Origin of the sequence: Pseudanabaena sp. FACHB-1998 (assembly GCF_014696355.1) — a bacterium.
Classification (GTDB): Bacteria; Cyanobacteriota; Cyanobacteriia; order Pseudanabaenales; family Pseudanabaenaceae; genus Pseudanabaena.
Window position 1 is genome coordinate 26,005 of sequence record NZ_JACJQA010000025.1, and the last position, 18,323, is coordinate 44,327.

Below are 18,323 nucleotides of genomic sequence, written 5' to 3' on the forward strand. Positions count from 1 at the left end.
TATACATTGTCTTTGGGTAAATCATGGAAAATTTTGCTTTTTACAATCCAGTCAAGATTCTCTTTGGCAAAGGTCAAATTGCGAATATTGCGGCGGAAATTCCGACAGAAGCAAAGATCCTTGTCACCTATGGTGGTGGAAGCATCAAAACTAACGGAGTTTATGAGCAAGTAAAAGCGGCTCTAGCAGGGCATGACTTTCTCGAATTCGGCGGAATTGAACCCAACCCCCATCTAGAGACTCTTCTCAAAGCAGTGGAACTAATTCGTACCGAAGGAATTAATTTTTTGCTGGCTGTAGGTGGCGGTTCGGTACTGGATGGCACAAAATTTATTGCGGCGGCGGTTAATTTTGAAGGCGATCCTTGGGATATTTTGGCAAAACAAGCACCCGTAAAATCGGCTCTGCCCTTCGGCACAGTGTTGACCTTACCCGCCACTGGTTCGGAGATGAATACTAATTCGGTGGTGACCAAGTGGGAAACACAGGAAAAATTGTTTTTCGCCAGTCCCTTAGTATTTCCTAAATTTTCGGTACTCGATCCTGAAACCACTTACTCTCTGCCTCCTCGTCAGATTGGCAATGGCATTGTTGATGCCTTTACCCATGTGGTCGAGCAGTATTTAACCTATCCCGCAAATGCGCCATTACAAGACCGTTGGGCGGAGTCCATTCTCCAAACCTTGATCGAAGAGGGTCCTAAGACCTTAGCTAATCCCCATGACTATGCATCACGGGCTAATGTAGTTTGGTCAGCAACTTTGGCTCTCAATGGAATGATCGGTACGGGTGTGCCTCAAGATTGGACTACCCACATGATCGGACATGAGTTGACGGCTTTACATGGATTGGATCATGCTCAAACTCTGGCGGTGGTTTTGCCAAATACACTTACTGTGAGACGCGATCGCAAGCGTGAAAAACTATTGCAATATGCTGAGCGCGTTTGGGATCTGGTGGATGGTGATGAGGAGGCGAGAATTGATCAAGCCATTCAGAAAACTCGCGACTTTTTTGAATCTGTTGGCGTTCGTACCAAGCTCTCCGACTATGGTGTGGGCTTAGATGTAATTCCCTTAATCACTGATCGCTTCGAGAAGCGTGGTTTTGTGGCTTTAGGTGAACATCAAGATGTTACGCCCAAGGTTGTCGAGCAAATTTTAGCGCTCTGCGCTTAATTCCTAAAAGTGCTGCTTTGCAGTACTTTTATACCAATTCCCAAAAGTGTTGGCACACTTTTGGGAATCAAAAATTGCTTCTAGTAAGGATATGACTAAAAAACTTTTATTTGTTTGCTTAGGTAATATTTGCCGATCGCCTGCCGCCGAAAATATTATGAATCATTTGCTAGAGCAGGAAGAACTAAGCGACCGCATTACCTGTGACTCAGCAGGGACAGGAGGATGGCATGTGGGCGCACCCCCCGATCGCCGCATGAGAGCCGCCGCCAAAGAGCGAGGCTTAAATTTTGTAGGTTCCGCAAGACAGTTTGAAGCAATGGACTTACGAGAATTTGACCTGATCTTGGCGATGGACAAAGACAACTATCGCAATATTCTTGCCCTCGATCCTCAAGGTAAGTATAGGGACAAGGTAAAGATGATGTGTGACTATTGCCAAAACCATACGGATAAGGAAGTTCCCGATCCTTACTATGGCGGAGCCGATGGATTTAATTATGTAATAGATTTATTATTCGATGCCTGTGGTGGACTTCTCAAATCTCTTAAATAAGAGCAACCCAATAGCCTCGCTATTGGGTTGCTCTTATTTAAGACGAACTAGCGCTTTGCGCTTACTGAAAACCCAGATTTGAGAGAGCTTTCTCAACTCTAGACGACTCTAAACCTCAACAAGCTGTAGCAAAATAACTAATGGGACAAATCGCCCGATCGCTTGCATCAATTATTCTGAAATCTGATCCCTACTTCAACTTTCCCTACCACGACTATCCAGAGGATATTCAGGGATGGGGTAGTCATGATCCTATATTTGCTCAGATTCTAGAAACCATCGCCCCATCAATTATTTTAGAAGTTGGCACATGGAAAGGAGCCTCCGCTATCTATATGGCGGAATTAATGAAATCGAAAGGCACTGATTTTGCGATCATTTGCATTGACACTTGGTTAGGGGGAATCGAACATATTGATGACTCGATCGCGTTTAGTATTGACGACACGCGCAAGTATGGCTATCCCACACTTTATTATCAATTTCTCGCCAATGTCATATATGCAGGGCATCAGGAGCATATTGTGCCATTTCCTAATACCAGTGCGATCGCCGCAAGATTTTTGTTAAAGCGACAGATACAAGCGGATGTGATCTACATTGATGCCAGCCACGAAGAAGAGGATGTCTACGCGGATTTGAGCAACTATTGGAAAATATTGCGATCGGGTGGCGTGATGTTTGGCGATGATTGGGATGCTGGGGCTTTAGGTTATAGCGTCATTTGTGCTGTCAATCGCTTTGTCAAAGAGAGGCAACTCAACCTTCAAGTCCAAGGCAATAAATGGGTAATTCAAAAATAAAAAAGAGAGTTGCAGAGCAACTCTCTTTTTTATAGTGATGTTGGCGATCGCGATATAATTTCAAACACAGCTTCGGTATAGATAAATGCCCCAAACAAACGCCTTGAAATATGCCTACTATTCGGGATGTGTAGCTAAAGGCGCTTGCAAAGAACTCCACGCATCAACAACCGCGCTCGCCCAAGCTCTAGGCATTGAATTAGTAGAATTGCATAAGGCGACCTGCTGCGGTTCAGGCACTTTCAAAGAAACCGATGAATTAATAGAAGACGTAGTTAATGCGCGGAATATTTCTCTCGCAGAAGAATTAAACCTCAATGTGATGACCCAATGCAGTACTTGCCAAGGCGTACTCGGTCGGGTGAACGATAAGCTCAAAAGCTCTGATACCAGTCGCAAGGATGAAGTTAATGCTTTACTCAATACTCAAGGTCATAATTTTGAAGGCTCAACTGAGGTTTTACATTTACTCTGGATTCTCATCCGTGACTATGGTTTAGAAAATATTGCCGCTAAAGTCACTCGATCGCTTGCCAATCTGAAATGTGCTGCCTTTTATGGCTGTTATTTATTGCGATCGCAAACAGTTACGCGCTTTGACGATCCCTTTAAACCAGAATCTCTAGAAAATATTTTCCGTGCCGTCGGCGCAACACCCATTTATTACGATGGTCGCGTACAGTGCTGCGGCTGGCCGATTTCTAGCTATGCCCCCAAAGAATCTTTCTCAATGGCAGGACGACATCTCACTGCCGCGATCGCCGCAGGAGCCGATTGCATTGTCACTCCATGTCCTCTGTGTCACCTAAATCTGGATTCTCGCCAACCTGAAGTTGAGAAAGTCATTGGTCAAAAATTGGGGATTCCGATTTTGCATTTACCGCAACTAATTGGACTAGCGATCGGTATCGATCCTAAAGTTCTCGGCTTAGATCGCCACATCGTCTCTACAAGTTCAGTTTTACAAAAACTCACTTTATAGCTAGACGAAGAGAGGCGGTGCTTCGCGCCGCCTCTCTCAATACACTTGGCGACAGCGATATAATTGTTAATATATTGTCGCTTGTGCAGACAGCACTGCTTGTGCCATGACTCCAGCCATTGTTACCAACATTGCTAAGTCCGAAAGTAATCCCGAGACTCATCTCGTTAATCCCCCCGAAATCTTTTACCCTTCCGAGGATGGAGAACCCTTGGCAGAAACCTCAATTCATGCTGATGCAATCATTGTTACAGTCGGCATATTACGCAACTATTTAGCAACCAAATTCTCTGAGCGATCGCCTGTCGTTCTTGCTGACCAATTCCTTTACTATGCTCAAGGATTTCCTAAATTACGGGTATCACCTGACATTATGGTAATTTTTGAAATCCCCCAAGTCCCCTATGACAATTACAAAATCTGGGACACAGGCAAAGTCCCTAGCATTATTTTTGAAATCACATCGCCCAAGACTCAGGCAAAAGACAAAGAATTTAAAAGAAATCTCTATGAAGACATCGGAGTGCAAGAGTATTGGCTCTTCGATCCCAAAGGCGAATGGATAGCTGAAAAATTGCGTGGTTATCGTCTCGACTATCGCGAACGTGATGACGACTACATCTATTACCCAATTACAGATAGCCAGAGTCATGTCTTAGGCTTACGCCTAGAAGTCAAAGAACATTTGATCGACTTTTATGAATTAGACACGGGCGAGAAATTGCTAATGCCCCTTGAGCTAATTTTTGCCCTACAAAATCAAAAGCAACTTACCATCCAAGAAAGCGAACGTGCGGAACAAGAACGTTTACGTGCTGAGCAGGAAAGCGAACGTGCCGAACAAGAGCGCTTACGTGCTGAGCAGGAAAGTGCAAGGGCTAATGCGGCTGAATTAGAGTCTCAAAAATTACGAGATCGCCTCATTGCGTTAGGTATCAATCCAGACGAGATAATCTAAAAAAAAGACCGCTCACTATGTGAGCGGTCTTTTTTAATCTATGGGCAAAGAGAGAATCGAACTCTCATGACATTGCTGTCGTCAGATTTTGAGTCTGATGCGTCTACCAATTCCGCCACTCGCCCTTACTTCAGGATTTATATCCTAACTAACAATCATGTTCTTTGTCAAATATTTCTTTAAAGAAATATATAAATCTAGTTCAGACCTCTACTCTATGGTGGTTATAAATTATATGCAATGGCGATTACTATACAATTTAGATTTCAAAAAATAATTTTCAGTTAACCTATGTCAAAATTAGAACGCCTAATTGTGCTGGCGGAAGATGAATTAGTGCAGTACAGCACCAATGCTCGGAAAATCGAAAAACTGCGCCAAAAATTCGGATTAACCCTAAATGTTGCTGAGCAGAAACAAGCTAAAGCCGAACTACTTGCAGCGATGCCAACCGATGATATTAGTCAAATAGTCGAAAAAAATCGTCAAACTATTTCTCTACCATTTTGGGGTATCGCAGGACTAGGACTACTACTAGGAATATCGATGGAACAGCCCCTAGATTTTATCGCTACGGTAATCGGAACTGGGGCAGCGATCGCCCTGCAAAAATGGGGCTGGCAGCTGCAAGCCAAGCGCCTAGTTTTACAAACTTTAGAAGATATCGAAGAACGGACAAAGCGTTAGCCCATACTTTCTGCGTTATATTTAAAGACTGTGCTATAACCACAGTCTTTAAATTTCCTAAATCGTCAATGCTACAAGTCGCTCTCATCTATCCCGAAATCCCGCCCAATACAGGCAATATCGCTCGCACCTGTGCCGCCACAAATACCCATTTGCACCTGGTTGAGCCATTGGGCTTTGAAATTAGCGATCGCCAATTAAAGCGAGCAGGCATAGACTATTGGAATTATGTAAACGTAACTGTGCATCCCCATATCGAATCCTTACGGGAAGCATCTCAAGGTGGAAGATGGATTTGCTTTAGTGCGCGAGGAGCAAAAAACTTCCGTGAATTTCAATTCCAAGATGGCGACTGGCTCCTATTTGGCAGTGAATCCAGTGGTTTACCTCCAGAAGTCCTTGCCAAGAATCCTGCTGTCTATATTCCTATGGAAAACCCTAACGTCCGCAGTCTCAATCTTTCAGTGAGTGCGGCTCTAGGCTTATTTGAAGCGAGACGACAGTTAGGACTCTAAGAAGAGTCATCTCTATTGGCTTTATTTAGTAACTAGTGAGTCATAAGTTGCCTTAAAGCCTGCTTTTTGCAAAGCTTTAACCGCAGTTTCTTCATCCTGTACCCAGAATTGATTGCCTAGGCGAACTAACTTGGGCATATATTCGATCGCCGCAATTACAGGAATTTTGTTGGAAGCTTCAGGTTCATTTCTGCCATAGCTCGAATTGCCTTGGTTAGAATTACTATAGCTAGGATTAGGGTTTAAGGCGGTTTTGAGTTGTTGTAACACTTGGCGATCGCTTGCCTGTTCGCGAGTTAGCTCAACCCGCACCATCCGCACTGACTCAATGGGCTGCATATCATCAATGATTAATTGGGTTTGCTCATCGCGGCGATCAATTTTGCCCCATACCATCAGACGTTTATCCTTTTCCAGAAGATGCTTGACTTTATCAAAGGTTTTTGGAAAGACAACTGCTTCCGTACTGCCCGTCAGATCTTCAAGTTGCAAAATTGCCATCGCGTCGCCTTTTTTAGTAATTACGGATTTAATATCCAAAATCAAGGCGATCGCGGTAACGATTTTTGTTTCCGAAGAATCGGGAATATCGCAAAGATTAATCGGAGCCATCACCCTTGCGGAACGACTAACTACGCTCAGGGGATGATCGGAAATATAAAAACCTAATAATTCCTTTTCCATCCGCAACTTTTCTTGAGACGAGTAATCTTGAACGCGAGTAGTTTTTGGGGCAGTATCAAAGGTTTTGGTATTGCTACTTTCGCCAAAGAAATCAAAGATATTTCCTTGCCCTGAGGCTTGCTCTTTAGCACGGCGCGAAGCCCATTCCATCGTGATATCGAGATCATTCATCAACTGATGACGATTTGCCTCTAGCAAGTCTAACGCCCCAGTCTGAATTAGAGCTTCTAAGGCTTTTTTATTTAGCGATCGCGAATCAAGACGACTGCACAAATCAGCTAAAGAGGTAAAATTACCCGCATCTTGGCGAGCTTGTAAAATTGCTGCGATCGGTCCTGCCCCCAAATTTTTAATCGCTGCCAATCCAAACAAAATCTTCTGCTCACGGGGCGTAAAGTCTTCGCCAGAGCTATTTACATCAGGTGGTACAACCTGAATCCCCATACTACGACAGTTGGCAATATAGCGCTGTACCTTGTCTTGATCGCCACTGACCGAAGACAAAAGCGCCGCCATATATTCAACGGGATAGTTTGCCTTTAGATATGCAGTCTGATAGGTGACATATCCGTAGGCGACACTGTGAGATTTATTAAAGCAATTGGAGGCAATATAGCCATGATCAAGTAAAAAATTGTGGTCGCGTTCTAACCCAATATCGAAAACAGGTTGCACATCTAAAGATTTGCGACTAACGATTTTCATTTACTTACCCCAGATTGCCAAAAAATCAATAACAAAAATAAGCGCTTAGGCAATGGCTATAACCATTGCCTAAGCGCTTATTTTAATAAAATCTATGGTTCAAAGCCTTCTAGTTCAGGCACTTCAGCAACTAAATGTACACCTTGAATGTAAAGAGAACGACCATATTTACCGACATTCTCTAAGCGGAGCTTACCACCTTGCTTTTTAGCTTGCACAGCCATGTCGATCGCCGCACCTACACCTCTACTAACGATCTTGGTCACTCCTTCAAAGTCTAAGACAATCGCCACTAATTTACGATCAATAAAAGGCTGAACGGCTTGTCTAAAATATGGAACCGTTGTTACACTCAAAGCGCCATTTAGTTTGAGAATAACTTGATCGCCATCAATTTGTTCGACGATCTTGAGTTCATCTTGTAAAAATGAGGAATGAGTCATGATTGGAGAATGGGTTTGGGGATAGACAGAAACTTGCTCATACGGACGGTTGTACCTTGATCGGTAGATTCGATCTCGACCTTGTCAACCAGTGCTTTGATCATATGTATACCAAAACCGCCATTCTTGACACCCATCTCGGCTATCAAATCAAAATCAGGTGGTGGTACACTGTCAACATCAAAGCCTGATCCACGATCATGGACTTCTACAATTAGGCTGTTATGTGCTGCGAAAACTACAACTTCTACGTCAAGGTCAGATGTACTGTAAAGAACTGCGTTTACTAAAGCTTCCGTAAGAGCTTGGACGATGTCTTGCACAGCATCAGGACTATACCCCATTTTTGTAGCGAGTACTTCGACTGCTGCGATGGGAATGTCCTCGATTCCCTCAACGGGTGGAATTGAGATTCGCAGCTTTAAAGGCTTCTCACTCATGGGGAGTCATTCTTCAGCTTTGATTAGCTTTGCCAAATGTAATATACCACAGGTTATTAATTGATGTTTAGAAAACGAAGAAATTTTTGCTTATGTCTATAATTAGAGCCAAATTATTACAGTGCTTCACATTTAACGATCACTAAATATTTTTTTTGAAATAATAAATAAAGGTAAGGCTTTGCATCACCTTCATTTATGGTGTTTATTACATTACTCATGATTTCCCCAGCTTCTTACGGCTTCGGCGATCGCCGCCATTGATGCGGAGGCAAGAATTAGTAATACGCTCAAAGCATTTAACTCAGGCGTAACGCCACCGCTTCGTAAAGATGAAAAGATGGCGATCGGCAAGGTGGTTGACCCCACGCCTGCGGTGAAGTAAGCAATCACAAAGTCATCCATGCTCAGAATAAATGCTAATAAGCATCCTGACAAAATGCCGGGGAGGAGTTGTGGCAGTAATACCCGTAAAAAAGCTTGTACTGGGGTTGCGCCAAGGTCAAGCGCTGCCTCCTCTAGCTTGGGATCAATGCTCGCTAAGCGACTGGACACGACCACGGCTACATAGGCAAGACAAAAGACTATATGGGCAATGACGATTGTGCCGAGGCTAAGGGGCAGCTTAATGGCGGCAAAAAATACGAGAGTAGCTACCGCGATCGCAATGTCAGGCACAATCAAAGGTAAATAGGTAACCCCTCGATAGAGGCTCTTGCCCGGAAAATAATATCGGGCTAGCCCAACTGCGGTGAGTGTTCCTAATACGGCAGAGACGGAAACGGCGGCTATAGCTACACTTAGACTATTTTTTAAAGCGGCGAGTAGTGTCGGATTTTGTAAAAACTTGGTGTACCACTCCAAGGTAAATCCTGACCATTGGGAAGGGGAGGGTGATTTATTAAAACTAAAAATGGTCAAAACGGCGATCGGCAAATACATATAGAAAAATGCTAAGACCGTATACCAAGTCTGCCAACGCTTGATTGGAGGAACTTTAATTTCACTAGCCATCACTTACCACTCGGCGATCGCCATATTTAATTAGCAGCGCAATTACAATCGTTACCGCAAAAATTAAGACCATACTAATTGCGGAGCCAAACCCTCGATTGCTACTTGCTCCCAAAAATTGTAACTCGATAATTGAAGCGATCGTGCGGCTCCCTGGCCCTCCTAATAACTGAGGGTTGATGTAATCACTAAAACTGGTTATGGAGACAAGGGCTGTACCTGCAATGATCCCCGACGAGACCTGTGGCACAGTGACTTGCCAAAAAGTTTGTCTAGCATTAGCCCCTAGATCGGCAGCGGCTTCTAGGAGGCGGAGGTCAAGTCTTTCTAAAGAGGTGAAAAGGACTAAAACCATATAGGGCAAATAGGTGTAAATCATGCCAATGATCACCCCCTCGGCTTTGTTTAAAACATTGATTCCCGATAGCCCAATAAAGTTCAGAAAGCTATTTAAAACCCCTGTAGGGCGCAAAATGGTAATCCATGCATAGGAGCGTAATAACGAAGATGTCCATAGGGGGAGGACAAATAGCAAAAGCAAGATATTGCGCCAACGCTTAGGGGCAATGACCGCTAGCCAATAGGCGACGGGGAAACCTAGAAGCAAACAAAAGCCAGTGGTAATGGTGGCATAAAGTAGCGATCGCCATACCACGGTGAGGTAGATGAAGTTACCGCCAGCATATTCAAAGACTCGAAGATAGTTGTCTAAACCAAACTCGGTTTTGCCAAAGGGAACGAGGCTTTGAATCAGGATAAAAACTGTGGGGACGATCAGAAAGGCTATTAGCCAAAATCCACTGGGGAAAAGCAAAGCAAGAGGCTCAAGCCATTTGAGCCGACGAACTGATCGCTGGCTAGGGTCAGAGGTACTATTTACAGTCATATGTCCCAGTCATTGCTAGTTACTTCGTCTATCGAATTGGTGATTAAAAATAGAGTACACGGGAGTCCATGCCCTGCGATCGCAAATATCGCGCAACCGATTCGGCGGAATCACGATTTTGATAAGCTCCAGCATGGATATAGTTACCACGACCAGAGTTAGCAAAAAAGGCATTTGGCACAAACTGTCTTACCCTTGAGAGCAAAAACTGGTTATTCGCACTGGCTGGCACGGCCGCAATGTATCGAAAGTTAGGATTTTGAGTGGCTTGGGGCAGTAGCGGCTCGCTACTGTTATTTGTAGTCTGAGCCGTACTAGCAAAGCTGGCTGTACCCACTGAATTATCGGCAACTGTGGTCTGTGAAGATTGGATAAATCCCGTTTGAGGCTGTACATAGCCAGTTTGCTGAATATAACCCGTTTGTTGGGTGTAACCCGTTTGTTGGGTGTAACCCGTTTGGACAATCTGGGTTTGGGGAACCACGGTCTGAGTGACGATCTGTCTAGTCTCAGGGACTAGTACTTGTTGCCAGCGTGGTACTAGTACTTGTTGGGTCTGGACTTGAGGGACAACTGTATTAGTTGTAATTTGTTGAAATTGAGGTTGAGCCGCGCAGCTAGACTGCACATTCACAGGCATTGCTTGAGCGCATTGACTCGTGGTCGTAAAGCTCTGTTGAGGCAAAGAGCTAAACGTTGAGTTAAATACTTGGGGCTGCGAATCATTTACAGTCACTGTCTGCTGTGTTGCCGTTGGTTGAATGACAACAGACTGAGGATTAGCAGGGCTTACTGTTGAAGTGGTGGTAGTAGTGATAGCTTCGGGGAAGGGGACTGGAACATTATTTTCTTTGCCACCTGTAGACCTAAAGTACTTTTGGGCAGATAAGCCTGATTGCTGTAAGGAGATCGCTAGGCTATCAGCGCTAGTCTCGGAGTTAAAAGTACCTGCTTGAATTACAGGTTGATCGTTGATCTTAGTGGTAAAAGCGGTTGGAGAGATGACCCGCACTCTTTGCAAGGTGGCGGCATCATTACCAGCAACAAAAATCACGAAACGGGCGGAAGCGGACTGGGCGATCGCCAACGATGCAATGGCAGTCGTCCCAACAATACTAAGTCTTTTGAGCCAATTCACAGCAGTACATCCCCACACTTGAATGTAATAATGGACAAGTCTAACTCAACTAGATAAAAACTAGATAAAGTAATGTTTTTTCTAGTCAAATTTATTTGCGTTATTTAACTGGTTTATTTAAGCACTTAAATTACTAAATATATTAAAAACTCAAGAATTTGATTTACACACTTTGAGGGCAAATTAAAAACTTGCGTTAAGCTTCATCTTTTCGCTTTATACCAAAACTAAAAGTGGCGTTGCCATTTTTATAGCAATGTAAGTTTTGCGTAGGACATAAAACCCAAAAAGCAAGTTGCGGCGCGAAGCGCCGCAACTTGCTTTTTGGGTTTTGGTTTGTACTGGCGGCTAACTCTTGCTTTGCTATAGTTTTAAAAAACCTTACTGGATGTGGTTTTCAATTCACAAAAGTGGAGGCACATTTTTGTGAATTGGTATTAAGCAAAATTTACAAAATAAACCCCAATAAAAGAAAGGCAGTGCTTCGCACTACTTTTCTTTTATTGGGGTTTTGAGCGCAAAGCGCTGTATTTCTTGACTTAACCCATGCAGCGACAGCTATATAATCTTAAAAACATGGAGATGACTAGAGATCAAGCTGTTCATCCTCATGTCTACATCTAGCTACACTACATATAGAAGGTATAACTACGTGGAAAAAATTCAATCGGTTTTAAATATTGCGATTTTTATCTTGTTATCGGGCTTTATTGGATTAGAAGTTTGGAATTTAGTTTCCCACTTTCTCAAAGCTTAGGCAGATGGCTTAGCGGGGGAAATCCGAATTTCGGAATAAAACTTAGAGGACTGCACATGGCGATCGCTGGACTGATCTTTGTGGATTAACGTTGCCACCCGAAATCGCAAATTGGGATTTCCATACCAAATGCGCTCTTCCAGCGATCCCTGATCGACAACAGTACGAATAGTGAGAGACTCATCCTCCGCAAGCTCATATTCGCCTTTACTCTGACTCGTTAAAATTAGCCCTTTTTTAAGTTCTGTAGCTTCATGGGGAATTGGGACAATAAAGCTCACGCCACTAGGCTTTTTACTACTTAAAGATTCTTCCTCCCATGACATCTGCATTGGCTGAATTGCCTTGAGTGGATCTAAATTATGTTTTTGGCAGATGGCAATTAAGTTTGGGTCATCAAGGCTTAAGGGCGTAATCTCAATTAAAGAACGAGTATCACTACCATTTCCCTTACTAAATTGATGATCGCTGCGTTGCGATCGCCAACGACCGACAAAAAGTTCAAGAAATTGATGAATATCCATTAAAGGCAAAATTAAAAATTAAATGAATAATAAAAATGTTTTGAAGCAAATCTTATAACAAATTCTAGTCCCTTTCCAGCCCAGAAAATTAGAGGTGCGGCGCGAAGCGCCGCACCTCTAATTTTCTGGGCGTAAGTAGTCAAAGCAAAGGGGACGCATTGCGTCCCCTTTGCTTGCTAGTTTTTAAAGATTATTTAGAGCCGAACTCTAGTCTTTAAATTTTTAGCGACGAGGAACTAGACGTTCGTAGTCAAGGTTTTGAGCAGACACTGGCTTTGAATTTGCTGGCACAGAAGCATTAATGCTACGAGCCATATTCAAGAACAAGGATGGATCGCCAGACTTGGGCTTTCTGTCGGTAACCACATAGCTGCGTACAGAATTTTGCCAAATGAGTTGAGGGAAGCCCAACTGTGCACGATGGTAAGCATCGTAGCGAGGGGACTTGAGGTTGAAAGGCATTTCACCAATTCTTTGGCTAGGCAATACGCGACGACGTTGGTAAGGAAGAACGTCATCACCAAAAGCTTCGAGGTATTCATCACTATTAATTAGTGCGTCAATAAAGCCTTCGATCCCCTTGGTCGCCACAACGATTGACCAAGCAATTTTTTCTTTTTCGCTATAAACATCGCGACCGAGGACACGTTGTACGGTTTGTTCTACGAAGCGATAGTTGCTGTTTTTGTCGTAGAAGCTGCTTCTATAGGTATTTGATAAAACTAGTCCACGAACAAACTGTCTAACCGAGATATTGCCAGAACGCAGTTGCGATTCTAAGGTAATTTCGCGATCGGCAGCAAATGCATGGAAGAAAATTTGACGATAGGCTGCTTCGATCAATTCGTCTAGATCGCTTCCAGAGAGCAAGTTGGCAGTAGTGTAAATGCGAGGGGTGCTGTCACCACTGACGGTAAACCCAGCAACGCGAGAATTTTGCGATGATGGAGCGTAATTCAACAAAGGAATCGCCACGTTTAAATCTCCAAATAATATTATCGAAAAGTTTTAAAAATACTTAAAAACCCAATTTTTAAGTTGGATCACGGGTTTAATCATCGTTTATGTCAATGAGGACACCGTAACACAATGAGTTTAGGGCTAAATAAGCTAAATAAAATTACAAGAGGCTAACCTCTAGTCAATGATAGGATAGGCGAAATTAGCTAGTTCTACTTGCTTCATATAAGTTTACCTTTATTCATGATCTTCCCTGTAGCAATCCTGAATCATTTGTGAGAAAGGCAAGAGGCTTAAGCCCTTTGTTGTAAGCTTTGGGGGCTTACTCCTCTCCCAGACTAAAACATAGACGTTAAAACCCAAGGATTAGCGGTGCGAAGCGTCGCACCGCTAATCCTTGGATGGGAAAGGAGTAGGACTGATTTAGGATTGCTGTATCGAGAAAAGCTGATTATCGGAATAAAAATCTGTTATATTTCGTAATTACTAAGTTGTCTCAATGAATTTTACATATCGTAAGTTTGCCGATCGCTTTTGGTCTTGGCGTGGCTATGAGATTGGTTATTGCGCTGAAGGGTTAGAAAATCAAGAATTATTAAATAAGCCTGCTCTGGTCTTAATTCATGGATTTGGGGCTTCTGTGGGGCATTGGCGCAAGAATGTACCTGTTTTGGCACAAAGTTTTCGGGTCTATGCGATCGATTTAATTGGGTTTGGATCTTCGGCTCAGCCTTTGCCGACAGAACTGCCCTATACCTTTGAGACTTGGGGACAGCAGGTGGCGGATTTTGTGCGGGAGGTGGTAGGCGATCGCGCCATCCTGATTGGTAACTCGATTGGCGCAGTAGTTGCCATGCAAGCGGCGATCTATGCACCAGAATTAATTACGAAGACGATCTTAATTAACTGTTCGTTACGGCTATTGCAAGAACAAAATCAACTGGCAAGCCCTTGGATTAAGCGGGTTGGGGTAAAGACTGTCCAAGATATTTTGGGGGTGCGGTTGATCGCCAAATTATTTTTTGATCGCGTCCGTCAACCGCGATCGGTGCGCCAGATTTTATCGCAAGCCTACATTCGCAAAGAAGCGATTACCGATGAGCTAATTGAAATATTAGTTAAGCCTGCTCAAAATGATCACGCAGTAGATGTATTTATGGCTTTTGTGCGCTATTCGCAGGGACCAAGACCTGAAGATTTGTTGGCAATTCTGCCCTGTGAGGCGATTGTGTTGTGGGGCGATCGCGATCCTTGGGAGCCGATCGCGATGGGGCGGGAGTCCTTTACCAGATTTGCCTGTGTTAAGGAATTTGTGGCGATCGCCAATGCGGGACATTGTCCACAGGATGAAGTACCAGAACAAGTTAACGAGCTTTTACTAAAGTTCGCTTAAGCCAACTTTAGCTAGGATTGCCTACGGCTACTTGAAAGGGAGCAACTCGCCATAGCTGCTCTAGCTTGGCGGCGGGCATCGTTAAATAAAGAATATCTCCTGCACTGAGGGAAGCTTCTAGCAAATTCCAGCCATGAATTGTTTGGCAAGCAGTTTCGATATAGAGGGGTACAAAATCGGCGGTCATGGATGCTTCGCGGACAGGTTTGCCACAGAAAGGATGATTTGGAGTGATCATGGTAGCGATCGCCACCCAAAGGCTATCCGCAACAATTCCATTACCGAGAATACGCCCACCTAGAGCCGAAGAAGCAAAAGCTGGGGCGGCGATTTCAGGCGGACTGAGAACCGCTTCAAAATCAAAGACTTCCTGCGCCATGCTTGCATAGTAGGGATCGTCATAGCGGACGACGACGCGACAACGGGGGGCAATTCCCTTAGCATTGAGGGCAATTTCTAAATTTGCGGTGTCATTGCTGGTCACCGCAAGTAGGCTTTCGGCTTTTTCGAGATTGGCGGCTTTGAGGGTTGTGGGCAAACTGGCATCCCCATGAATTACAGGGATATTTTGCGATCGCACCGTATCTAAAAAGCGATTATTTAGATCACGCTCAATGACTAATACCTCATAGCCATAGCTGACCAGTTGTAAGGCTGTCTGCACGCCGACACTACCTAAACCACAGATCACAATATGATTGCGTTGGGGAACTCGCGCTGCATCCCAAAAATTTCTTAGACGTGAACCGAGAATGAAGTCATTTAAAATTGCATAGAAAATGCCAATTACCGCAGTTCCAATTAACATCATGATGATTGTAAAAATTTTGATACTGTCGGCAGAATTTTCCACAACCATCTCGTTACCGCCTGCGCCCGTAATCATCCCCACTGAAAAGTAAAGCGCATCCACCAAAGAAATCTTCAATTGAAAACTGGTATATACCACCGTTGCCGACAATATTGTCAGTAATAGGGCGATCGCCGTAAATAAAACGGCTCTCCCATGTTCGTGAAAGTGCAGAAAGCCCATAAATAGCTTGGAGATTTTCTGCAAGATTGGTCGGGAGGCTGTCCTGACATTGGGCTGTGTGCCTAGTAAGAGCCGATCGCCAAGTTGCAAAGTCCGTCCATCAAGGACGGCACTAACTAAATCCACCTTGCTATCGTCGTAGGGCAAGTAGTAGATCAGCATTCGCGTGCGATCTTCCCAAAATTCGGCTAGGGGCTTATTTAACCAAGGATGGCGATCGTCAATATATTCTTCGTGGATCGGCCAAGTTTGATTAAATAGGCGTAGCTGCCCGATCGCTTGACTTCCCATCGCACTAAAGGCGAATACTGGCGCAGCGAGAGCCGCTACACTCATGGTCAAGTGATTTGGTAAGGTCAAGTCAAGACGCACGCCTAAGCTGGAGTTAAACAAGCGATTAATAATCCTGACATTGGGATTCAGCACTCGCGCCTGCATCAAAATTGTGAGATTGCGAGTTTCATCTGCTCCCGCCAAAATCAAGGTCTGAGCATCCCGAATGCCTGCCGCTAGCAAAGTTTCCGCCGCCGCCAAGTCCCCAATCACAATTTCCGCGTCAGCTTGGTGAATGGGCTTGTCATGGATACCAATCACAAAGCAGCCCTGCTGTTTGAGCAGGCTCAATATTTTGTAACCCGTTCGATCTAGACCACAGACGATAATGCGGGGTTTCATTGCTTATTGCGCGACAGCGATCGCTACCCATAGGACTATCGTAACTATTGTGAGCTATGTACGAGATAGCATCTGTAGCTGATAACACGAATCCGATTAAACAACCATGCGGCGCAACGCGCCGCATGGTTGTTTAATCGGAGCCAAAGGCGGCAATCCATTTGTTCTGAATGGCAGTTTCAAGGATGCTTTGAACGATCGCCAACCAAGCAATATTTTCGATTAACAGCAGCGCACTCGGCAAGGCGATCGCGATTAGAGAGGCAGTGGTGAAATCGGTCAGCGCTGATAAGTCGCGATCAAGAGTCGCAAAACTACGGATACAGGCAAATGCTAAAATCGCGCCTGATTTGAGATGGGAGTTGCGATCGCGCCGCACAATGTAGCGATAGGTAACCGCAAAGAGAAAGCCAGAGAAACCAATCATTCCCAACTTAATGAATAAAGTCAAAGGCTTGCCAAGCTCAAAGCTGCCGATTAATTGCACGCTCGTTAAATAGTTTTGCAAAAGATTATGCAAAATGGCGATCGCGAAAAATGAAAGCACACTGGCGATCGCGCCAAGAAAACCTGCTTTAAAAGATTCAAGGCGATCGGCTAGAGATAGATGATCGGATTCAGGGGAAATAGGATGAGAAGATTGCACGCTCGTTAACTATATTTTGGTCTACAGCAATCCTACATGAGTTCATAAACAAATCAATCTCTACCTGAAATATCGCAATGAATTCTCATTTCATGGATTTATCCCAAAGAATAAATTAGGCGTGCGCGTCAAAGCCGCGCACGCCTAATTATTAACTGATGTTACGTGGAATGAATATCGCCCTCACCCCCCAGCCCCCTCTCCCATTAAGGGAGAGGGGGAGCAAGACTAATTTCTTGTTCCCCTCTCCCCTTTTGGGAGAGGGGCTAGGGGTGAGGGTCTTGTGAGCTTCCACGTAACATCAGTTATTAAGTGGAAAGGGAGTAACATCAGCTATAAAAGCAATGTACCTGTTGCATACATTCCCGAAGCTACTTGTTTGTTAATTAGAGAATTCGCTCCAATTAAAGTTTGAGATGGAATATGAGCATCTTTGCCGAGGGCAGTATACTCACCAATATAACAAGGAGATTCTAAAACTGCTTCCTCAGCGATACTTGCACTCTTCGCCACCCAAACTCCTGCTTGCTTCTCTTCTGCGCGATCGCCAAAATCAAAGGGAACTTCCCCCGCCAACACATCAACCTGTGCTTGGAAATATTTTTCAGGAGTTCCCATATCCATCCAATAACCATCCCACACAAAGCCCATCATCTTTAAGCCACGTTCCAACACATTTGGGAACACCTTGCGTTCAAAGCTTAAAGGCTCTCCCGTAGGATAGATATCAAAAATCTTGGGTTCTAAAACATAGGTTCCCGCATTAATCGTATTAATGCCTTGAGTTAGGAACTCTACAGCCTGTTGGGCATTAGGTTTTTCGCGGAAGGCTTGGACTTGATTTTGGGAATTAATTTCTACCAAGCCAAATGGCGTAATATCTTCGACTCGCGTTAAAGTAAGGGTTGCGTCGGCTTGAGTGTCTTTATGAAACTTTATTAATGCTTTCAAGTCTAAATTAGTGAGAATATCAGCATTGAATACAATCAATGATTCTCCTGTGAAATATGGCTCGGCAAGCTTAATTGCTCCTGCGGTATCTAAGGGTGTGGACTCTTCGACATAGCGAATTTTCACCCCAAAGCGATCGCCATCTCCAAAATAGTCGATGACTTGTCGCGATTGATACTGCACGTTTAGCAAAATGTCGCACACATCAGCTTCCCGACAACGATTAATCATCCATTCCAAAAATGGGCGATCGACTAGAGGTAGCATGGGCTTAGGACAGCCATAGGTCAAGGGTCTGAGACGTGTTCCTTTGCCACCAGCAATAATTACAGCTTGCATAGAGTTGTTGACTTGCGGTATATGTTGTTTGTTGAGCATTATAGAAGTATGGAGTG

Annotated in this window: 19 protein-coding genes and 1 tRNA gene; 8 read left to right on the forward strand and 12 right to left on the reverse strand. The window is 44.1% G+C overall.

Annotated features, from left to right (window positions below):
* Window positions 1–23: 23 nt before the first annotated feature.
* The 5 genes from H6F42_RS09155 (at window position 24) to H6F42_RS09175 (ending at window position 4,477) form a co-directional block, all read left to right on the forward strand.
* A complete protein-coding gene (locus H6F42_RS09155) occupies window positions 24–1,178 on the forward strand; it encodes an iron-containing alcohol dehydrogenase (protein ID WP_190399046.1) in 1,155 nt (384 codons plus the stop codon).
* Between the two features lie 91 nt (window positions 1,179–1,269).
* Window positions 1,270–1,734: a low molecular weight protein-tyrosine-phosphatase gene (locus H6F42_RS09160; protein ID WP_190399047.1), complete on the forward strand. Its 465-nt coding sequence runs from the start codon at window positions 1,270–1,272 to the stop codon at window positions 1,732–1,734.
* Window positions 1,735–1,874: 140 nt separating this feature from the next.
* Window positions 1,875–2,537, forward strand: a complete 663-nt coding sequence (locus H6F42_RS09165) for a class I SAM-dependent methyltransferase (RefSeq protein WP_190399048.1) — start codon at window positions 1,875–1,877, stop codon at window positions 2,535–2,537.
* An 85-nt stretch (window positions 2,538–2,622) separates the two neighbouring features.
* Window positions 2,623–3,519, forward strand: coding sequence for a CoB--CoM heterodisulfide reductase iron-sulfur subunit B family protein (locus H6F42_RS09170; protein WP_190399049.1), 897 nt, complete (start codon window positions 2,623–2,625; stop codon window positions 3,517–3,519).
* A gap of 106 nt (window positions 3,520–3,625) precedes the next feature.
* Complete coding sequence (locus tag H6F42_RS09175) at window positions 3,626–4,477, forward strand: Uma2 family endonuclease (protein ID WP_190399050.1); 852 nt, start codon at window positions 3,626–3,628, stop codon at window positions 4,475–4,477.
* Between the two features lie 41 nt (window positions 4,478–4,518).
* Here H6F42_RS09175 and H6F42_RS09180 read toward each other — a convergent pair.
* Window positions 4,519–4,602: transfer RNA gene (locus tag H6F42_RS09180), tRNA-Leu, on the reverse strand.
* Window positions 4,603–4,768: 166 nt separating this feature from the next.
* Here H6F42_RS09180 and H6F42_RS09185 point away from each other — a divergent pair.
* Window positions 4,769–5,164, forward strand: coding sequence for a hypothetical protein (locus H6F42_RS09185; protein ID WP_190399051.1), 396 nt, complete (start codon window positions 4,769–4,771; stop codon window positions 5,162–5,164).
* 68 nt (window positions 5,165–5,232) lie between these two features.
* Window positions 5,233–5,679 (forward strand): tRNA (cytidine(34)-2'-O)-methyltransferase, encoded by a 447-nt coding sequence (locus H6F42_RS09190; protein WP_190399052.1) that lies wholly within the window; start codon window positions 5,233–5,235, stop codon window positions 5,677–5,679.
* 21 nt (window positions 5,680–5,700) lie between these two features.
* Here H6F42_RS09190 and H6F42_RS09195 read toward each other — a convergent pair whose 3' ends face one another.
* The 8 genes from H6F42_RS09195 to H6F42_RS09230 form a co-directional block, all read right to left on the reverse strand.
* Window positions 5,701–7,068, reverse strand: a complete 1,368-nt coding sequence (locus tag H6F42_RS09195) for an OB-fold nucleic acid binding domain-containing protein (protein WP_190399053.1) — start codon at window positions 7,066–7,068, stop codon at window positions 5,701–5,703.
* A 92-nt stretch (window positions 7,069–7,160) separates the two neighbouring features.
* Window positions 7,161–7,511, reverse strand: coding sequence for an STAS domain-containing protein (locus H6F42_RS09200; protein ID WP_009626015.1), 351 nt, complete (start codon window positions 7,509–7,511; stop codon window positions 7,161–7,163).
* Window positions 7,508–7,951, reverse strand: a complete 444-nt coding sequence (locus tag H6F42_RS09205) for an ATP-binding protein (RefSeq protein ID WP_190399054.1) — start codon at window positions 7,949–7,951, stop codon at window positions 7,508–7,510. The genes H6F42_RS09200 and H6F42_RS09205 overlap by 4 nt, the downstream gene beginning before the upstream one ends.
* Before the next feature lie 213 nt (window positions 7,952–8,164).
* Window positions 8,165–8,965 carry an ABC transporter permease gene (locus H6F42_RS09210; protein ID WP_190399055.1) on the reverse strand — a complete coding sequence of 267 codons (801 nt, stop codon included), beginning with the start codon at window positions 8,963–8,965 and terminating at the stop codon, window positions 8,165–8,167.
* The gene (locus H6F42_RS09215) at window positions 8,958–9,851 is read right to left on the reverse strand and encodes an ABC transporter permease (RefSeq protein WP_190399056.1); all 894 of its coding nucleotides are present in this window, start codon (window positions 9,849–9,851) and stop codon (window positions 8,958–8,960) included. Before H6F42_RS09215 ends, H6F42_RS09210 begins: the two co-directional genes overlap by 8 nt.
* Before the next feature lie 43 nt (window positions 9,852–9,894).
* Window positions 9,895–10,989, reverse strand: a complete 1,095-nt coding sequence (locus tag H6F42_RS09220; RefSeq protein ID WP_190399057.1) for a hypothetical protein — start codon at window positions 10,987–10,989, stop codon at window positions 9,895–9,897.
* Between the two features lie 753 nt (window positions 10,990–11,742).
* The gene (locus tag H6F42_RS09225; protein ID WP_190399058.1) at window positions 11,743–12,270 is read right to left on the reverse strand and encodes a phycobiliprotein lyase; all 528 of its coding nucleotides are present in this window, start codon (window positions 12,268–12,270) and stop codon (window positions 11,743–11,745) included.
* Window positions 12,271–12,492: 222 nt separating this feature from the next.
* Window positions 12,493–13,245 (reverse strand): phycobilisome rod-core linker polypeptide, encoded by a 753-nt coding sequence (locus H6F42_RS09230; protein ID WP_190399059.1) that lies wholly within the window; start codon window positions 13,243–13,245, stop codon window positions 12,493–12,495.
* A 484-nt stretch (window positions 13,246–13,729) separates the two neighbouring features.
* Between H6F42_RS09230 and H6F42_RS09235 the strand changes: the two genes are divergently transcribed.
* The gene (locus H6F42_RS09235) at window positions 13,730–14,623 is read left to right on the forward strand and encodes an alpha/beta fold hydrolase (RefSeq protein WP_190399060.1); all 894 of its coding nucleotides are present in this window, start codon (window positions 13,730–13,732) and stop codon (window positions 14,621–14,623) included.
* Between the two features lie 7 nt (window positions 14,624–14,630).
* Here the strand turns inward: H6F42_RS09235 and H6F42_RS09240 are convergent, their stop codons facing one another.
* The 3 genes from H6F42_RS09240 to H6F42_RS09250 form a co-directional block, all read right to left on the reverse strand.
* Window positions 14,631–16,331: an NAD-binding protein gene (locus tag H6F42_RS09240; RefSeq protein WP_190399061.1), complete on the reverse strand. Its 1,701-nt coding sequence runs from the start codon at window positions 16,329–16,331 to the stop codon at window positions 14,631–14,633.
* A gap of 133 nt (window positions 16,332–16,464) precedes the next feature.
* Complete coding sequence (locus tag H6F42_RS09245) at window positions 16,465–16,977, reverse strand: hypothetical protein (protein ID WP_190399062.1); 513 nt, start codon at window positions 16,975–16,977, stop codon at window positions 16,465–16,467.
* Window positions 16,978–17,310: 333 nt separating this feature from the next.
* Window positions 17,311–18,267: an NDP-sugar synthase gene (locus H6F42_RS09250; RefSeq protein ID WP_190399063.1), complete on the reverse strand. Its 957-nt coding sequence runs from the start codon at window positions 18,265–18,267 to the stop codon at window positions 17,311–17,313.
* Window positions 18,268–18,323 lie beyond the last annotated feature (56 nt).